Below are 16,749 nucleotides of genomic sequence, written 5' to 3'. Positions count from 1 at the left end.
GGTTTTTATTAATCGAGAGACAACACCCTATGCGACAGCTAAAGCAGATTGCCATCATCGTTTTATCCATTATGTATTCCTATGTCTGGGCAAATAATCAAATTCATAAGAGTGCTCCCATACAAAACGAGGTAAACATCAACTTTCAACCGACTCACGGCAACCCAGTTAAAGCTTATCAGGGATACCTTAACGTTCAAGAAAACAGAAGCGATCCACTAAGCCGTTTAATTAAAATCCGTTACGTTCGATTTCCAGCAACAGGTACCAAACAGGGTCCACCAATTATCTATTTATCAGGTGGACCTGGAGGTTCTGGAATTGCTACCGCAAAAGGCAAACGCTTTCCACTATTTATGGCAATGCGCGAATTTGGCGATGTCATCGCGCTGGATCAAAGAGGCACTGGCGAATCCGATAAGGCTCCCAAATGTATTTCTTCTGAGGAACTGAATCTTACTCAAGCAATTTCTGTTGAATCAATAACGCAACGCTATCGAAAAGCAGCAACCGAATGCTTTGCTTTTTGGCGTAAAAAAGGATTTGATGTAACAGGCTACACTACCGTTCAAAATGCTTTAGATATCGATGCTCTCAGAAAACATTTAGGCGCTAAAAGAGTCGTGTTATGGGGAATTTCTTACGGTAGTCATCTGGCCTTAACCGCCGCACAACTCTTTGCAGATAAAATCGATAAGATGATCTTGGCCAGCGCCGAAGGTCTCGATCAAACCGTTAAACTCCCCTTTCAAACCGATCGTTACTTTGAGCGTGTCCAAAAAATGATCGATCAATCACCCAATCTTAAATCGGCTTACCCAGATTTGACGGCTTTAATGAACAAAGTTCACGCGCAACTGGATGCAAATCCCATTAAAGTTTCAATACCAAACCAGAAAGGAGCGCCGGTTGATTTATTGTTTCAAAAGCATCACATGCAATGGCTTGCTGCTATGACCATTGCCGATCCGGGACAGTATCTCATGCTATTGATGCAACTTTATAAAATGATTGAGGTTGGCAACACTCAAATGCTTACACAAGTTTTACAACGAGGCATGTTCAGTGATCCACGAATAAAATTTGAACTAATGCCTCTGGCAATGGACGTTGCTTCTGGCATCACTAAACAGCGGTTATCCACTGTTAAAGAGCAAGCAAAAACCGCTCTATTGGGTAACTTACTTAACTTCCCAATGCCACAACTAGTCAATATATATCCGGATTTAGATCTGGGTGATACGTTCAGAACGCCACAAAAAAGTAACGTACCACTATTACTTTTTAGTGGAACCCTCGATGGGAGAACCTATCCAGATAGTCAGCGACAAGCCGTACAACATCACAGCAATGTTTCGCAAATTCTAGTCGAAAATGCTGGCCATAATTTATTCATGTCTTCACCAAAAGTTGAAGAAATCATAGCTCAATTTATGAAAAATCAACCCATCGATGTTCAAAAAATTGAAGTCGAGGAGTTGTCATTTTAACATTCAGCCACTAAAAACCCTCTTTTAGGGCCGCGCTATCTTATTGTTTTATAAAGAAATGTCGTATTTGTTATATACGATGTCGTATTTCTGAAACCCATTTTTCTCGTCAAAACCGAGCTCTGACCCTAAGATGTCAATCGTCAACAGCGCAGGGGCTTCATTACTAAGGACGGCGCACATTTTAGTGGCTAAGGACGGTCCTGCGAAATGACAGAAGTAATGGAACATTTTTAGAAAAGGAAATCACATCGTGCGGCTTGTTCGCCGATAGAACGTTAGTAATCGACCTATTTATGGGTAACCATAAATAGGTCGCTTTTTGACTAAGGACGGAACACATATTAGTGGCTAAGGACGGTCCTGCGAGATGACAGAAGTAATGGAACATTTTTAGAAAAGGAAATCACATCGTGCGACTAGTTCGCTGATAGAACATTAGTAATCGACCTATTTATAACTGTTTATAAAATAGGTCGATTTTTAACTAAGGACGGAACACATATTAGTGGCTAAGGATTGTCCTGCAAGATGACGTAAGTAATGGATATTTTTTAGAAAAGGATATTGTTCCTACCAGTTTTTGTAAGGGTGAATCAATAAACTCGAATTGTAATACTGGACTTTACCGGACACTTCCTTTTTTATCCATTCAGGTAGCTCGACTTCGTCATTCTCATCCTCCAATTCGACCTCAGCAATAATCAACCCTTCATTTTCACCATGAAAGCGATCGATTTCCCAAAGGTGTCCCCCTATTTTTAGTTCATACCGAGTTTTTTCGATACTTTTACCTTTGCAGAGATCTTCGATTATTTCTTGCGCATCGAGCAAAGGAATCTCATATTCAAACTCCAGACAACTTATTCCGTCACTTTCCCCTTTGAGCGTCAAATAACCTACATCACCTTTTATTCGTGCTCGAACTACCGTGTTATCTTTAGTATCAATATAACCCTGAGATATATAATTCCCCTCCCCTAGCGGCGGTAATAGCTCTTCGTTAACTAGAAACTTTCGCTCAATTTCTTTACCCATGATGCTTATTCCTGCATTAATAAAGCATTATTGAAAATATTCTTTCTCATCATAAAACCGTCAATTCTCCGGCTATCAATTGATTTCGATATTATCGGCTGAATTAAACAAATAATACTAAGTCTCACAAAAATATGTTTAAGAAAGTCGTTAAACGACGACAATTAAGTATAGTCAAACTTAACTGAATTACGCAGCAATACTACTCTTTCAAAAACGATAGATTGACTATGGTGCAGCTCAATTGTCTGTACTATAATCGCATCGAATGGGTTAGGGTTGAATAAAAGCGCTATCACTTCAGACCAAACTTGATGCTCCATACCGGTTGTAAATGGCATTGAGCTCAGTTTAAAAAATCGAGGTAAAAAGCCTCTTTGTTATCCAGTCATCACTCCAGTTAAGGGGTTTATCATGTCTGACTTCGCTTTATTAACCAAACTCGGTTGGCAATCTTTTTTTCAACAGCAATTATCGTTAGAAGAGTGTGAAAGTGCACTCCCCGCTCGAGTCGTTGAGCAACATCGAAATGAGCTTTTAGTTACTGCTGATTCAGAATCTTTTAAAATTCCCATAACACATTCAATGCCTGACCTTGTCGTAGGCGACTGGCTTTTACTTGACGAACAGCATCGATTCCTACGTTTACTCGACCGCAAAACCTGCTTTCAAAGAAAGGCAGCAGGATCACAATTAAAGCGACAGCTGATATCCGCCAATGTAGACAGCGCATTTATTGTCTGCTCAATGAATGACGATTTTAATCTTAACCGAATTGAACGATTTTTATCACTAGTGAATGAAGCCGGGGCCGATCCAGTAGTCATTTTAAGTAAAAGTGATCTTTGCTCTTCTCCAGACCACTTCGTTGCTCAAGTAAGAAAACTCGACGCCTTCTTGCCTGTCGAGGATGTCAATTGCCTCGACGAAAATAGCGTTTCCAAACTAATGCCTTGGCTAAAAAAAGGTAACACAGTGTGTGTGCTTGGCTCATCGGGCGTGGGAAAATCCACCTTAATTAACTCCCTACTCGGCAACAGCCGTCAAGCTACAGGAAGTATTCGTGAAGATGATGACAAAGGTCGACACACGACAACCCAACGTTCATTAATCATTCTAGAATCGGGCGGCTTAATTTTAGATACCCCCGGCATGCGTGAAATACAGGTTACTGATTGCAAAGACGGTATCGCCAAAACGTTTACTGATATTGAAGAGCTCGCGAATCAATGCCGCTTCTCAGATTGTAAACATTTAAAAGAACCCGGATGCGCAGTTCGCAATGCAATTGACTTAGGTGATCTGGATGAAAGACGATTGAAAAATTACTTAAATTTACTCCGTGAAGAGTCTATAAACTCGGCAAACATTGCAGAAAAACGCGCCAAAGATAAAGCACTCGGTAAATTCTATCGACGAACGATGGATGAGGCGAAAACCTTAAAGGGAAGATGATCAAAAAGAGTCCACGGCCGAGATGAAACTGGCAACCGAGACTACTTTTTATAAACGCGGAAGTTAATTGCGTTTAATCGCCATCATCATTCAAGGTTGCCGTTTGTCCTGCCTCGGTTTTCATGAGCTTACCTAATAAATCACCCAGACCCATTAAGTAATCTTCAATATTGGCAACTTTAAAATTTTCGGGATCAAACGAGCACTCCTTAAAAACATTAGGCGTGATAAAGCTGTAACATTCGTCTTGGCCCAGTGTCATCCCAGACTCGACTAACTCATGGACCAAGGAAGGCATAAAGAAATAATCAAGCGCTTCTTTATCCTCGATCAGCGCTAAAAAATCATCTTTAGAGTCAGCTACTTTTTCATAGTTCGCGCCAGAAGTTGAAATAAACCAAACAGAACCTTCACTATCAGCGGTAATCAACTCAGCAAATGGGGTTACCATCCAAATAGAAAACTCAGGCTGCTCTGCCAGCAACCAATCCCAATAATGTAAAACCTTATTCCAGTCCACAGAATGAGGAGCAATGGAAATATCATCAAGTAGCATAAGACCTCTCATCGAAAGTCCCGATTTTAAAAACCAGACCATTCCAGATTTATCATTTGACTATTTTAATTGAGTCACCCTTATTGAGCAATTGTAATCACAATGTGAAGGCCAATGAAAACTGTGGTTTTGAAATACAAAAACATTTATTTCTTTCTTTTGGCCACACCATGAAAATGCGCTGGACCGCCGGGAATTGTCGGATCCATTTGAAAATCGAGATCGATAATCTCCCAACCTTCTTGCCCCAGTTGGTTCAGATACGCCTCAACTTGCTCAACCGTTCTACCTTTCAAAAATCCACCCTTCTCGGCGTTATTAGAATCAACTATTTTATATTCCCACATTGTCATCACTCCATTAACTTGACTTTAAACTCCACCAGCCTATCAAAATATTCCTGGGAATCCTATCATCAGAAAGTTTCATGTATTATTTAAACAAAACAATGCTTCAAGAATAAAAATGACTAAAATAGTAGGTCGATCTGAGAAATCGAAGGAGAAATTTAACAAAGACCCGTTATCTCCCCGAATAGTCGATATCTATGAGATGTCAGATTGTTTGCAACTGTGAAGCGATTGACAGCTTTTTAGCGAGTCGCTGCTATAATTAGCGTCGAAATTAAGAAGAGTATTATAAATCATGCAAATATCGAGTATAAATGCCCATTTACTTGCATAAAGCAACCTCTATTTACCACTCTTGCTATTGTCTGAATCTTTTGCGAAGGTTTACAGCAGAGTTAATAAAAACGACTCTTTGAGACACAAGATGAACAATTTTCTGCGACTATTTTTCAAATGCGTTTTAGTTCTTATATTGACGACACAAACTACTGCCAACGACCAAAAGTTTGTCTATTCAGAGTTAGCGCTTCAACAGCAAATTCTTCAACTTGTTTTGGATAGAGAACAAGAAGTATTACCCGAAGACTTTCATGACTGGAGCGTTAGAAAAAAAATAGAGTGGTTAGAAGCGAAAGTTAATAAAAACGCTTTTTCTAGAGACTTCAACCAACCTGAAACGTTTATTTCTCAGAACTATGCACTGCAGAGGCTGTTGTTCGATGAATATTATTTTTCAGGAGTAAAAGACAAAGCCGTTGAAATTTGCAACAACTTTACAGTATACCCAACTGATTTTTTATGGCGAATTCGCTGTTTAGACAGCCTTTCAAACATTCAACCCTACGAAGAAATAAAATTCGCATACGACCAAATAATTGAAGCGACAAAAGAATTAGGTGAAGAACGAGCCTTAATGTTTGCGCACAATGAGCTAGGGTGGCTTCAACAGTCGAAAGGAATGGTTGCTGAAGCTTTATCAACTTATCAGTACGTCTTAAAAAACAGCCCTAAAAAATACAAAGACTACATCTATGATGCCAATTTTAACATCGCCACTATTTATATTATTTACGGCAATAAAGAGTATATTAAAAAGGGAATCAGCCTGCTCGAAAAGTTTGCAGAGGAACATAAGGAGCTAATAAAAACCGCATCGGGCCTCTCACTTAGAGATTCACATGAATTTTTGGAGCTGGCTTATTATAATATCGGCTCCGCATATACATTACATTTGAATGATTACTCAAAAGCCATTCCTTACTTTAAAAAAGTTGTTGAGATGGAAGCTGTTTACTTAAAAGACGCGAAAGTTTTTCTTGCGCTTTCCTATGCAAAAACAAACAACATAGTTCAAGCACAAAACTTATTAGAAGACACAGATCTTGCCCCCATAAAAAATACAGTCGTGGGATCTTATTTAACCTGTTATCAAAAGCTTACACAATTTCACTGGGATAGAGACACTGATTTAAATACTTGTTATCAACTCCCAGAAAATACACCCGCAGAAGCAAGAAGTGACATTTATGAGCGACTGATATCAATTAATAACCCAACGATTCGAACTAGAGGTCTAGAGTTATTTTATCACTACTACGAGTCTGTAATTGAACCTGAATTTAAAGAGCGAGCTGCACGAGCTGCGTCAAACAGTGAGCTAAAACGATTGGAACTCGAAACAGAAGTTAAAAGCCAATTAATTGAGCAAGAAAAGCAGCTAAAACTCGCTGAAAAACGTCAGAAAGAATTTCAATTCTGGCTATTTATCATATTTCTAGTATTTAGTGGATTAGTGATGTGGCTAATTTTCACTAACTTAAGAAGGAAAAGTATTCTAGCGAATAAGCTAAAAGAACTGAGTGATACTAAATCACGTTTTTTTACCAACATTTCTCATGAATTTAGAACAGCGGTCACCCTTTCGGTCGGCTCACTAAAAATTCTATTGAGAGAAAACCTAATAAACAATAGTGAAGAAAAACAGCTAGTTGAGTCAGCATTACATAATAACTTACATATGATGCATTTAATCAATCAATTTCTCGATGTTGAAAAAATCGAATCAGGAAAAATGCAGGTACAACTCGAAGAATTGAATGTGGCAGATGCCATTACAAGCTGTGTATCCAGGTTTAAGACGGAAATGAAACAACAAAAACTAGAATTAGTAGCCGATGGATTGGAAACGAAACCTACCCTATATTTTGACCCCGATCATTTTGACAAAATAATGACTAACTTAATCACTAATGCCATTAAGTTCTCTTCTGAAAACTCTAAGATAGAGCTTTCACTCGATTCTAAAAGCGAAGATAGCTCACTTATCATTACTATTAGAGATTATGGCATTGGTATTTCCAATGAAGAACTGGAGCATATATTCGACCGGTTTTATCAAGGACAGTCGAGCAGTAGTATTCAAAAACCAGGAACCGGTATTGGTTTAGCATTAGTTCGCGACTTATTAAAATTACACAATGGTTCAATTCGTGTAAAAAGCCACGGTGATAAAGGCGCAGAATTCATTATCACACTTAAGCAAGGAATGACTCACTACTCGAGAGAACAACAAGAACAAATTACAAAAACAACAAGGGAAAACGAACTAATTTCTGAGTTAATCACCTCAACTCCAGTAGCGGCACAGATTCCATTAAGTGAAAATTCAGCCGACGAAAACGAAAAAACTCCAGTACCAGACAATGTTACTTTCCAAAATGATAGTGATAACAATGAATTCGACCGTAATACAGTGACTGACTCCAACAAAGAAAAGTCAATTCAAGATACCCTGCTAAAACCACTCGTGCTGATCATTGAAGACAACCCGGAAATGCAAGTTTTATTAAAGCGCATTTTACAGCCACACTATCGTATTTCCTGTGAAGCTAATGGCGAACAAGGCTTATCAGCAGCTATCATCCAACAACCAGATTTAATCATCTCAGACATTATGATGCCAGTTATGGATGGTTTACAGCTGACTCACAAACTTAAATCAGATAACAACACGAGTCACATCCCATTAATACTGCTCAGCGCAAAAGCAGCACATGAAGAACAACTTGAAGGATTAATCGAAGGAGCTAATGATTACATCACAAAGCCCTTTTCTCATGAAGAGTTAGTTGCTCGTGTCGCCAACCAAATGGCACTCAAAAAACGAATGGCTCAAAAGCTCTACCAAAACTTTATTAAAGCGGAAGAAACATCCGAATTGCCCCAAAATTATCAAACGAGCGACCAAAAATTTATCACTTCAATACGTCAAATTGTCGATAAAAACATGTCTGAAGAAAATTTCAGTGTCAGTCAACTCGCGGAGTTAATGAATATCTCTGCCAGTAAATTACTCCGACAATGCAAGAAATGGTTAGATTGTTCGCCGACTCAATTCATAAAAACTCGCAGATTAGAGACAGCACGACAGTTATTACTTCGCGGCAATGTTTCCGTCAGTGAAGCCGCTTATGCCGTTGGTTTTATCAGCTTATCGGCATTTAGTCGTGCTTATGCGGACTATCATGGTACTCCGCCCAGTCAGGACAAGAATAAAAGTACAACAGTCTCAAGTCCTGAATAACAATAAGGGGCCGGTTACAAATAAGATGATGGAGAAATTCATTTTTCTAACACTTGTGCTTCGAAATTCAAATCATTACAGCCCCTGTTTTTACTCATTAATTGAATTGCAAAAGCATTCAAACAATGAGCAACCACCAGTTCTAACCAAAATATCCAAGTCATTTCATTGTTATATCTCAACTAGAAAACAGCTTTTCAGTTCATAAGACTCTAATCAACTGAGATCTGTCTCACAATTACAAACAAACACCTCGCTAAAAGGCCTCGAATTTTCTTATTAAAATTCAATGTGTTATTGCATCACTGTCATTTTTGGCAAAGCATTTGACGGCGTTGGGCAAGCTAATTTTTAGCCAACCTGATAATTTCACGCTTTCAAAATCTGGCTAATTAATCATTAGGTTTACGTTCTTCGTAGGAGTACTTGATGCCTCTCTTTAAATCCCTGGAACCTCAGTTGAGAATCATAAAAAAAGTGTTAATAGGTGTCTTCATCTTCAGTCTTATCGGCTGTTCGGGTGGAGAAACCGAAGGTGAAGATTCGGATACAGGAAATCCTAATCCCGACGATCCCAGCATTCATGAAGATGCACTGGCGATCCTTAAACCTCGTTGCGCCAGTTGTCACAGTGCCCAGGATGGTCGCGAAGGTCGTTTAAATCTGGAATCGGGTTCTCTCGATGCGTTTACCCAACGACTTGTTTTGGTACCTTCAGAGTCAGAAGATTGCTTTGGCGAAGTCTTGGTGAATCCTGAAAATGCGGAGGATTCACTCTTACTAAAATTGGTTACCCCACACAACAGCGAGGTTAACTGTATTGCCAAAATGCCACTCGGCAGCAACGGAGTTTCTGCAGAAGAATACGCAACACTTAAAACCTGGGTTCAAGCCATTATAGACAACTACGAAGACGGCGATGATTTTGATGTGGGAGAAGATGGTGACGACTCATCCGAATTTATCAGCTCCGATATCGCAGTTCCTGCCGATGCATTTGAAGTATTAAGTCGAACAAAATATTTACTCATCGGCTCAGCTGTGACCGATGAAGAATTACTGGAAACGACTGACGATCAAGGTCGATTGGTGCAAAGTAATTTTGAGAACCTGGTGAGCCAGTGGGTTGAAAGTGACGACTTTACAGCAAAGCGACGTAGCTTTTTTGAGTTAGCTCTACAACAAGATCCAGCGGATAAAAATTATCGACAACAATTGCGTAACACTGGCACAAGAATTTCGGCGCCAACCGTGGCCAATATGAAAGAAAGCCTGATTCGCACGGCGGAAAGAGTCTATAAAGATCGTGCCGACTTCCGTTCACTATTTTGGACCACAAGGCATGAAGTCACGACGGCAATGTTACTCGTGTATAAGATGCTCGATAATCCGCCAATGCGTTCCAAGTCTGGTAACTTTAATAAGAACAGTGCGATCAACAATCTTAAAGCTGCGGCGGTCAATTTAATCGAATCCGATACCAATGATTGGCGAACCGTCGAGCTTCTTTATCGTCCCAATTCAACCGAAATGCAAATACACGATGGTTTTATTGATGGAACTAATGTTTCAGTTTTACGCTCTGTACCTGATGGAGGAAACATCAAATTAAGAACACCTCGTACAATATGTACTTCACCTGCATTTTTGCAAATGTGGCAAACCAATGCCGATAATAAGTTTCGAGCCCTAGTCAATCAATGCTTAATAATTACTCTTGGGCAAACCTTTACCATGGGAGATCCCACGATTCCTGAAAATCATCCACACCCTGGTATCGATACGGATCAAATTCCAGAGGGATCGGATTGTATGGGATGTCATAAAAATCTTGATCCAATGAAAAGTGCTTTTGAAATGCACTTCGATTATGAACATCACCGATTCAGACCCAATAGTGAAGAATCCGTAGCGCATTATATTGAAGAGGCTGCAAACTACTTTGGTTACGATCCAAAACCCAATAGCCCCAAATATACACTGGAAACTTTTCCATCTCCTTACTTTAGTTTTCAAGGAGTAAACACACCAGGAAATGATTTATTTTCACTGGTTGAATCCATGGCAAAACACCCCGACTTTGCGATGGGCTGGACGTTAAAAGTCTGTCAATGGGCCAGCAGTATTAAGTGCTTTAAACAAGATCCGGAATTGGTTCGTATTGCCTCAGTATTTTCTCAATCAGGCTACAAATTAGATAAACTTTTCAAAGAATTTTTCTCTTCAAAAATGATGACACATACTTACTCAGAAAGTGAGAATAGCTTTCCGGGTGCACAAGTCAGCATTTCTCGCCGAGATCATTTCTGCCAGGCAATGAAAGTTCGCTTGCGAGAAGTTCGTCGTAGTCGTCAACTCGATGATATTGATGCATTTACCGATTTTTGTGGGAAGAATATCAATCTTGCTCGAGGCATTCCCAAAGGAACAGCACAACGAGGTGCAACAGGATTCACATTACCAAGCTCCATTTCTTCGTTCTCGAGTATTTCCGTTAAAAATCTTTGTAGTGCTGATTTAATTAATATCATCGGCAACAACAGTCGAACCTTTCCTAGAGCGGCAAGTACTGCGACAGAGACAATTTCGTTGATGGTAGAACATATTCTGGGTTATCCAAAGCAAACGCAGCGATATACCGATGCCAACGAAAGCTTGAGCCAACTGTACAATGTATTTAAAGAATCATCATCCATTTGTTCGACTGAAGCTCAATTTAACGATGCGTTATCTGAGGAACAGCCCTCTTGTGGATTAGGATTAACCGACCAAGCAGCTATGGAAAACATATTCACTTTAGCTTGTCAGAATCCTTCGTTAACTTCACTAGGAATATAAACGATGAATAGAAGAAATTTTTTAATCGGTGCTGCATCCTCGGCGATGAGCTTATCGATCAATTCATTACTCACCGGTCTGTCACCGGCATTCTTAACGGCAGGCAGTACTTTTGTTCGCGATCCTTTACGTAAGTTTGCGATTATCGCGCAATCGGGTGCCGGAGAAGCGGTTAATGGTTGTGGCCCAGGATCATTTGATTCTCCGGACTTTATGCACCCAACTAAAAACAGTACTGATTATGTAAAAACCATAGCGGGAACAACTTACACATCTGAAGATATGGCATTGACCACCAACTTTTTAGATGGACAAAATCCCGTTCGTATCGCACGAATTTTTGAGGCACTCGGATCCATGCAAGATAACATGGCCTTTTTTCATCACCGAACTAAACTGGGTATCCATCCTCAGTTCCCGTCGGCGAAAACGGCTGGTGGTGCCATTAAAGGCTTTATTGGTCGAGGTGAAGAAGAGTTGGTCTCTGCTATTGCGCAAGAAAATGCAATTGCGATGGGATGTGTCATTGATAAACCCATTGTATTATCAGGTTCTGCAACTTATAAAGGTTCGCCTTTAAATACATACACACCAACCGTTATTAAAGAGTTAGTTACTAGTAGTATCAATTCAGAAGTACCGCGTGAAATGTTTAGTGCAGCAAGAAACCATTTGATAGACGCTGTTTATCAAAATATAAAAACCAATGGCACTCCAAATCAAAAACGTTTTCTTGATGAATATGCCTTGACTCAACAACAAGCCGACGAAGTAGCGAGCAAACTTCTTAACGAAGTCTCCGAAATCAATGACGACAGTTACGCCAGTCAAATGCGTATGGCATGTATTATTGCAAAACTTAATCTCGCACCCGCTGCCGTTGTGAGTTATCAATTGTCTGGCGACAATCATATCTCCGATGCGATGACGGTAGAAGCAGAACGGACACTGGACATGATGGAAGCGTATCGCGACTTTTATGACTTCGCAAACAGCATGGATGTTTGGAATCAGCTTCTATATGCGACTATCTCTGTATTTGGTCGCAGTATGAATAAGCGAGCCAATGGAAGAAACCACAATGGCTCTTTATCAACAGGCTTATTATTTGGGGGCCACCTTTCTAGAAAAGTTATTGGTGGCATTGACCCCAATATCTCCAAAGGAGTATCTATGCCGATAAACTCATCAACTGGCGGTACAGAAAATCCTAATGTGTCTGTCGATGACTCATTAGCCTGCTACGCCAAAAGCGTTCTCAAAGCCGCAGGCGTACCTGATGATCGACTTGAAGAGCGTGTGAGAGACGTTCCCGCAGTGTCACTAGTTTAAGAAAATATTTTACAAGAGTAGGAGTAGTTACTCGATGAAATCAATTTGTTTATGTGTTGTATTCTTGTTGGTAACGGGATGCTCTACGGTAAAGCCCTATGAGCGTGGTCGACTGTCAAAATTAGAAATGCAAATTGAACCCGATAGAATGATGGCCGCTTTCCATCGCCATGTATATTTTAGCAAAGAAGCCTCTTCCGGCGGAAACTCAGGAACGGGAGGCGGTTGTGGCTGTAACTAAAGAGAATCAAGCTTTATTAGCATTCACGACGGCCGCTTCGGCATTAATGTCTGCACACTCGTCTGCGGATCAAATTTCACAGGACGTACAGTTTGGCTTTCGCTACCATTTATATTCTGAAGATTCTGCCGATAAATCGTTATTGTTTAACGCAGAAAAAGATCGCTATGAAATTAAAGTGAATCAATTTCAATTAATTGTTCCTGTTTCGGGCTATGTCGAGTTTGAAGTTAATGCACAACATGAAACGATGTCAGGCGCATCTCCTTGGTTTACCTTTCCTGATGTCGATGGTGAAATTGTTCAGGTAATGAGTGGTGCATCGATCGAAGATACACGCACCGATGGTTCGTTAGGTATAAAATACGTTGATGGACAACATAGTTTAGGGACGACACTAGCAACATCGACAGAAGATGACTACGACTCTGTTAGTTTCGCATTATCTTACAGCTTCGATACCGAAGACAAAATGTCTACGCACACTCTATCGATCGATGCTTCTGATGATGAAATTGCACCAACATTAACCAATGATACATTTAACACTCGAATAACAGAACCTGAAGAAAAACAGTCGAGTAGCATTTTATACAGCTACACGCCCATCATTAATAAAAACATGTTAATGAAATTTAATTTGGGTTACGCAACAAAAAGCGGATTTCTTTCGGACCCTTACAAAGTGGTTTCTATTGGTTCAAGTGGTAGCAATATTATTGCAGATAGCCGACCCGACAAGCGTATTGCGACAACTGCCGCGTTTCAAATTCGTTACTTCAGTGACGCATTAGATGGTGCTTTTCATTTTGACTACCGGTTGTACGACGATGACTGGGAAATCCGTTCGAACACCCTTAAAGTCGCCTGGTATCAAAATATCACGGAAAGTCTGCAACTCGTTCCTTCAATTCGATTGTATGACCAAACTTCGGCCTATTTTTATCAAATATTCTATGAGCAGGCACGAGACGATCAGTTTCACTCGACAGATTATCGATTGTCCGAATATGGGGCTGTCACTTATGGACTAAAGCTTAATAAAGCATTTAAAGATTGGAGTTTTACAATTAGTGCAGAACAATACCAAAGTGGTGCCGATATCGGATTAGCGAAAGCAGAAGAAGCCAACCCAGGACTTTTAAACTTCAACTTGGTTTCAGTAGGTTTCAATTTAACTTTCTAATAGAAAAAGGATTTTCGATTCACAAGCGTCTCAGGTTACGCTTAAGGTAATACACTCTTGCCTTAAGCGTAACACTGATTAAGTGTTTATTAAAAGGTTTCGACTTAGTGTCATTAAGTCGTCAAGACGAAAAAACATATCGTAATTTAAAAATTTCCAGCTGCATCATTTACTATATAAATGACAGTTATTTTTGGGGGGCAAACTCTGCCCCTTTTCTTTTGGAATATACTCCCTCTAATTCTCGAAGAATGAGCCCTTACAACAATGATGGTTACGCCCGTTACGCCATAAAACCAATTTATTATAAGTTATGTTTGCCTCATTTGAGGAATTAAATATCTCGCACCCATTTAACAATTTTCACTTAATTATATTACTTACCGATAAATTGCAAATCACAATTGAAAACCAAGAATTTAGCGTCCAAGTTTATTTTTTGAATGAGTAAAAGGCATCCTGTCCTTCACCTTTTACACCGACCACTTCGACGAGGAAGAAATATGCTCTTCAACAAATTCTTAATTTTCACACTAGCTCTTTCTATTAGCTATTCAGTAAACGCAAAAGAAAATGAGACCGACTCTCAAATGTTAACGCCCCATCTATCAAAAGATTCGCTCTTTGGGTTTAGTAGTGAAGATAGAGAGTTATTTGAAATCACTACAGATACCGGTGAAGTCATCCTGGCCGTTGACGTTGATGGTGTTGCCTACTCTGGCGATATGATTCTTGGTGAAACGAAAAAATTAAAACAATTTGGACTAAAAATTGTGACTGGCCAAGAGGCGCCTCCTGAGTTTGAAGGTCCATCCGCTGCAACTCGTTATCCTTCTTCGGGCTACAAATGGAATAACGGCATTGTGCCGTATCAATTAGCCTCAAATCTGGGCAGTCAAGCAAGACAAGCTATTAATTACGCCATCAATCATTGGAACTCAAAAACAAATGTCCGCTTTGTTCGTCGAAGCAATCAACGAGATTATATTCTTGTGCAAAATGGTAGTGGATGCAGTTCGATGGTTGGACGGCAAGGCGGTCGACAAATTGTTAATCTAGCCGACGCCTGTGGTCGTGGTGCAGCAGTGCATGAATTAGGCCATGCTTTAGGCTTTTTTCATGAACAAACCCGAACCGATCGCGACAGCTACGTGACTATTTATTGGAATAATATTCAACGTGGTATGGAATATAATTTTAACAAAATAAATTCTCGAGAGGGCCGTGATCATGGTAGATACGATTACCGCTCAATTATGCATTATCCCACAACCGCTTTTAGCACCAATGGACAAGCAACCATTTGGCCAAAACAAGGCGGTGTTGACACACGTAACCTTGGTAAGTATTTCAGTTTGTCGTCTGGCGATATTGCGGCAACCGCAGCAATTTATGGTAGTAATGGTGGCGGTGATGATGGAGACGATGACAATAATAATGGCGAAACTTATCGAGGTAATCTTTCCGGCACCGGTGATTATGATATTCAGCCTAATGGCAATTGGTTTCAGTATAGTGGCGGTCGATTAAGAGCGACACTACGAGGACCCAACAATGCTAACTTCGATCTATTCCTTTATCGTTGGAATGGCTCTGAGTGGCAAGAAGTAAGGCGCTCAACGTCTGGTAATTCAAATGAATCATTAAGCTTCAATGCAAGCTCTGGCTATTACTATTTCAGTATCTATTCAGCACAAGGACGTGGAAGTTACACATTTAATCTTCAGAAGTAGAAGTTTGATCCTCCTACTCCCTAAATAATTTGGGGAGTAGACTTGTTTAATATTGAGATATTATTGAACGCATCACTTCAATTACGGTGTAATATAAATTAATAGAACCAATAATGAAGATATCTTTCTCTGCTTAACTAAGATTTAATATGGTTTTTATATGGATAAACAATCACTTTCAGAAGTCTACGATCGATTTGCTGAATCTTACGATACCGCCAGAGATGCATTTAATATTGACGATGTGATTGCTGAGTTTCAAACAAAGCTAAATTGTGAGGCAGGTTCATTACTCGATTTAGGTTGTGGTGCGGGAGTTCCACTCGCAAGATCTTTTGTCGATAAAAGCTGGCACGTTACTGGTGTCGACTTCTCAGAAAAAATGATAGCTCTGGCCAATAAACAGGTCCCCGAAATGCAAACACTGGTTTCCGATATTTCAGAGGTAACTTTTGAGTCTGAGAAATTTGATGCGATCACTGCAATTTATAGCCTTTTCCATATTCCCAGAGCTCAGCATCCAGATCTATTTTCCAACATTCACCAATGGTTAAAACCTAAAGGAAAATGTCTTTTCACTTATGCAACACAAGAATACACGGGATCGGGAGAATTTGATGGTTATAAAGAATTTATGGGTGAACAATTATTTTATAGTCATGATAAACCAGAAAATCTCGTTGCCCTTCTTGAAAGTTTGGCATTCAACGTCGACTCTTGTGATAAAAAGACAATTGCAGGAGAAACTTTTCTTTGGCTAACTGCAGAAAAATAAACTCAACAAAACTTAGACAAGTCCTACGACCACATAATAGAAATAATCATCCAGATAGCTTCAGATATACAATATAATTGATAGGTTCATTCACCAGCAACATCGCGCCACGATATTTTCTCTTTTAACCAACAACTAATTTTTATCAACTTTTAATCGCCAATTAGAATTT

General features: G+C 39.7%; 12 protein-coding genes. 9 read left to right on the top strand and 3 right to left on the bottom strand.

Annotation, left to right across the window (positions count from 1 at the left end; genetic code table 11):
• The first annotated feature begins 29 nt into the window (after positions 1–29).
• Positions 30–1,490: an alpha/beta fold hydrolase gene (locus FAX86_RS17410; RefSeq protein WP_205859244.1), complete on the top strand. Its 1,461-nt coding sequence runs from the start codon at positions 30–32 to the stop codon at positions 1,488–1,490.
• A gap of 573 nt (positions 1,491–2,063) precedes the next feature.
• Here FAX86_RS17410 and FAX86_RS17405 read toward each other — a convergent pair.
• On the bottom strand, positions 2,064–2,528 hold the full coding sequence (locus tag FAX86_RS17405) for a CYTH domain-containing protein (protein ID WP_144394756.1): 465 nt from the start codon (positions 2,526–2,528) through the stop codon (positions 2,064–2,066).
• A gap of 414 nt (positions 2,529–2,942) precedes the next feature.
• Here FAX86_RS17405 and rsgA point away from each other — a divergent pair, with 414 nt between their 5' ends.
• Positions 2,943–3,983, top strand: coding sequence for a ribosome small subunit-dependent GTPase A (gene rsgA / locus FAX86_RS17400; RefSeq protein WP_144394755.1), 1,041 nt, complete (start codon positions 2,943–2,945; stop codon positions 3,981–3,983).
• Between the two features lie 73 nt (positions 3,984–4,056).
• Here rsgA and FAX86_RS17395 read toward each other — a convergent pair whose 3' ends face one another.
• Entirely contained in the window at positions 4,057–4,539 is a 483-nt protein-coding gene (locus tag FAX86_RS17395; protein ID WP_164503656.1) for a T6SS immunity protein Tdi1 domain-containing protein, read from the bottom strand.
• Positions 4,540–4,685: 146 nt separating this feature from the next.
• Entirely contained in the window at positions 4,686–4,886 is a 201-nt protein-coding gene (locus tag FAX86_RS17390; protein ID WP_164503655.1) for a DUF4177 domain-containing protein, read from the bottom strand.
• A 427-nt stretch (positions 4,887–5,313) separates the two neighbouring features.
• Here FAX86_RS17390 and FAX86_RS17385 point away from each other — a divergent pair, with 427 nt between their 5' ends.
• The 7 genes from FAX86_RS17385 to FAX86_RS17355 all read left to right on the top strand — a co-directional run bounded on the left by FAX86_RS17385 (position 5,314) and on the right by FAX86_RS17355 (position 16,577).
• Complete coding sequence (locus FAX86_RS17385; protein ID WP_144394752.1) at positions 5,314–8,472, top strand: hybrid sensor histidine kinase/response regulator transcription factor; 3,159 nt, start codon at positions 5,314–5,316, stop codon at positions 8,470–8,472.
• Between the two features lie 429 nt (positions 8,473–8,901).
• Positions 8,902–11,310 carry a hypothetical protein gene (locus FAX86_RS17380; protein WP_144394751.1) on the top strand — a complete coding sequence of 803 codons (2,409 nt, stop codon included), beginning with the start codon at positions 8,902–8,904 and terminating at the stop codon, positions 11,308–11,310.
• Positions 11,311–11,313: 3 nt separating this feature from the next.
• Positions 11,314–12,642 (top strand): hypothetical protein, encoded by a 1,329-nt coding sequence (locus FAX86_RS17375; RefSeq protein WP_144394750.1) that lies wholly within the window; start codon positions 11,314–11,316, stop codon positions 12,640–12,642.
• 34 nt (positions 12,643–12,676) lie between these two features.
• The gene (locus tag FAX86_RS17370) at positions 12,677–12,883 is read left to right on the top strand and encodes a DUF4266 domain-containing protein (RefSeq protein WP_144394749.1); all 207 of its coding nucleotides are present in this window, start codon (positions 12,677–12,679) and stop codon (positions 12,881–12,883) included.
• A complete protein-coding gene (locus FAX86_RS17365; protein ID WP_164503654.1) occupies positions 12,870–14,069 on the top strand; it encodes a DUF3570 domain-containing protein in 1,200 nt (399 codons plus the stop codon). The genes FAX86_RS17370 and FAX86_RS17365 overlap by 14 nt, the downstream gene beginning before the upstream one ends.
• A 503-nt stretch (positions 14,070–14,572) precedes the next feature.
• Positions 14,573–15,802 carry a M12 family metallopeptidase gene (locus FAX86_RS17360; protein ID WP_164503653.1) on the top strand — a complete coding sequence of 410 codons (1,230 nt, stop codon included), beginning with the start codon at positions 14,573–14,575 and terminating at the stop codon, positions 15,800–15,802.
• 160 nt (positions 15,803–15,962) lie between these two features.
• Positions 15,963–16,577: a class I SAM-dependent methyltransferase gene (locus tag FAX86_RS17355; RefSeq protein WP_144394746.1), complete on the top strand. Its 615-nt coding sequence runs from the start codon at positions 15,963–15,965 to the stop codon at positions 16,575–16,577.
• Positions 16,578–16,749 lie beyond the last annotated feature (172 nt).

It is taken from the genome of Pleionea sediminis (assembly GCF_007570825.1).
In the GTDB taxonomy this organism is placed as follows: domain Bacteria; phylum Pseudomonadota; class Gammaproteobacteria; order Enterobacterales; family Kangiellaceae; genus Pleionea; species Pleionea sediminis.
The sequence above is the reverse complement of the archived record's forward strand: the minus strand, read 5'-3'. Positions and strand labels throughout refer to the sequence as shown.

What these genes read in the sequence shown, in the direction of transcription:
- rsgA (WP_144394755.1), top strand. Translation starts at nt 2,943, where the DNA reads ATGTCTGACTTCGCTTTATTAACCAAACTCGGTTGGCAATCTTTTTTT.
- FAX86_RS17355 (WP_144394746.1), top strand. Translation starts at nt 15,963, where the DNA reads ATGGATAAACAATCACTTTCAGAAGTCTACGATCGATTTGCTGAATCT.
- FAX86_RS17390 (WP_164503655.1), bottom strand. Translation starts at nt 4,886, where the DNA reads ATGTGGGAATATAAAATAGTTGATTCTAATAACGCCGAGAAGGGTGGA.
- FAX86_RS17380 (WP_144394751.1), top strand. Translation starts at nt 8,902, where the DNA reads ATGCCTCTCTTTAAATCCCTGGAACCTCAGTTGAGAATCATAAAAAAA.
- FAX86_RS17405 (WP_144394756.1), bottom strand. Translation starts at nt 2,528, where the DNA reads ATGGGTAAAGAAATTGAGCGAAAGTTTCTAGTTAACGAAGAGCTATTA.
- FAX86_RS17385 (WP_144394752.1), top strand. Translation starts at nt 5,314, where the DNA reads ATGAACAATTTTCTGCGACTATTTTTCAAATGCGTTTTAGTTCTTATA.
- FAX86_RS17410 (WP_205859244.1), top strand. Translation starts at nt 30, where the DNA reads ATGCGACAGCTAAAGCAGATTGCCATCATCGTTTTATCCATTATGTAT.
- FAX86_RS17370 (WP_144394749.1), top strand. Translation starts at nt 12,677, where the DNA reads ATGAAATCAATTTGTTTATGTGTTGTATTCTTGTTGGTAACGGGATGC.
- FAX86_RS17375 (WP_144394750.1), top strand. Translation starts at nt 11,314, where the DNA reads ATGAATAGAAGAAATTTTTTAATCGGTGCTGCATCCTCGGCGATGAGC.
- FAX86_RS17395 (WP_164503656.1), bottom strand. Translation starts at nt 4,539, where the DNA reads ATGCTACTTGATGATATTTCCATTGCTCCTCATTCTGTGGACTGGAAT.
- FAX86_RS17360 (WP_164503653.1), top strand. Translation starts at nt 14,573, where the DNA reads ATGCTCTTCAACAAATTCTTAATTTTCACACTAGCTCTTTCTATTAGC.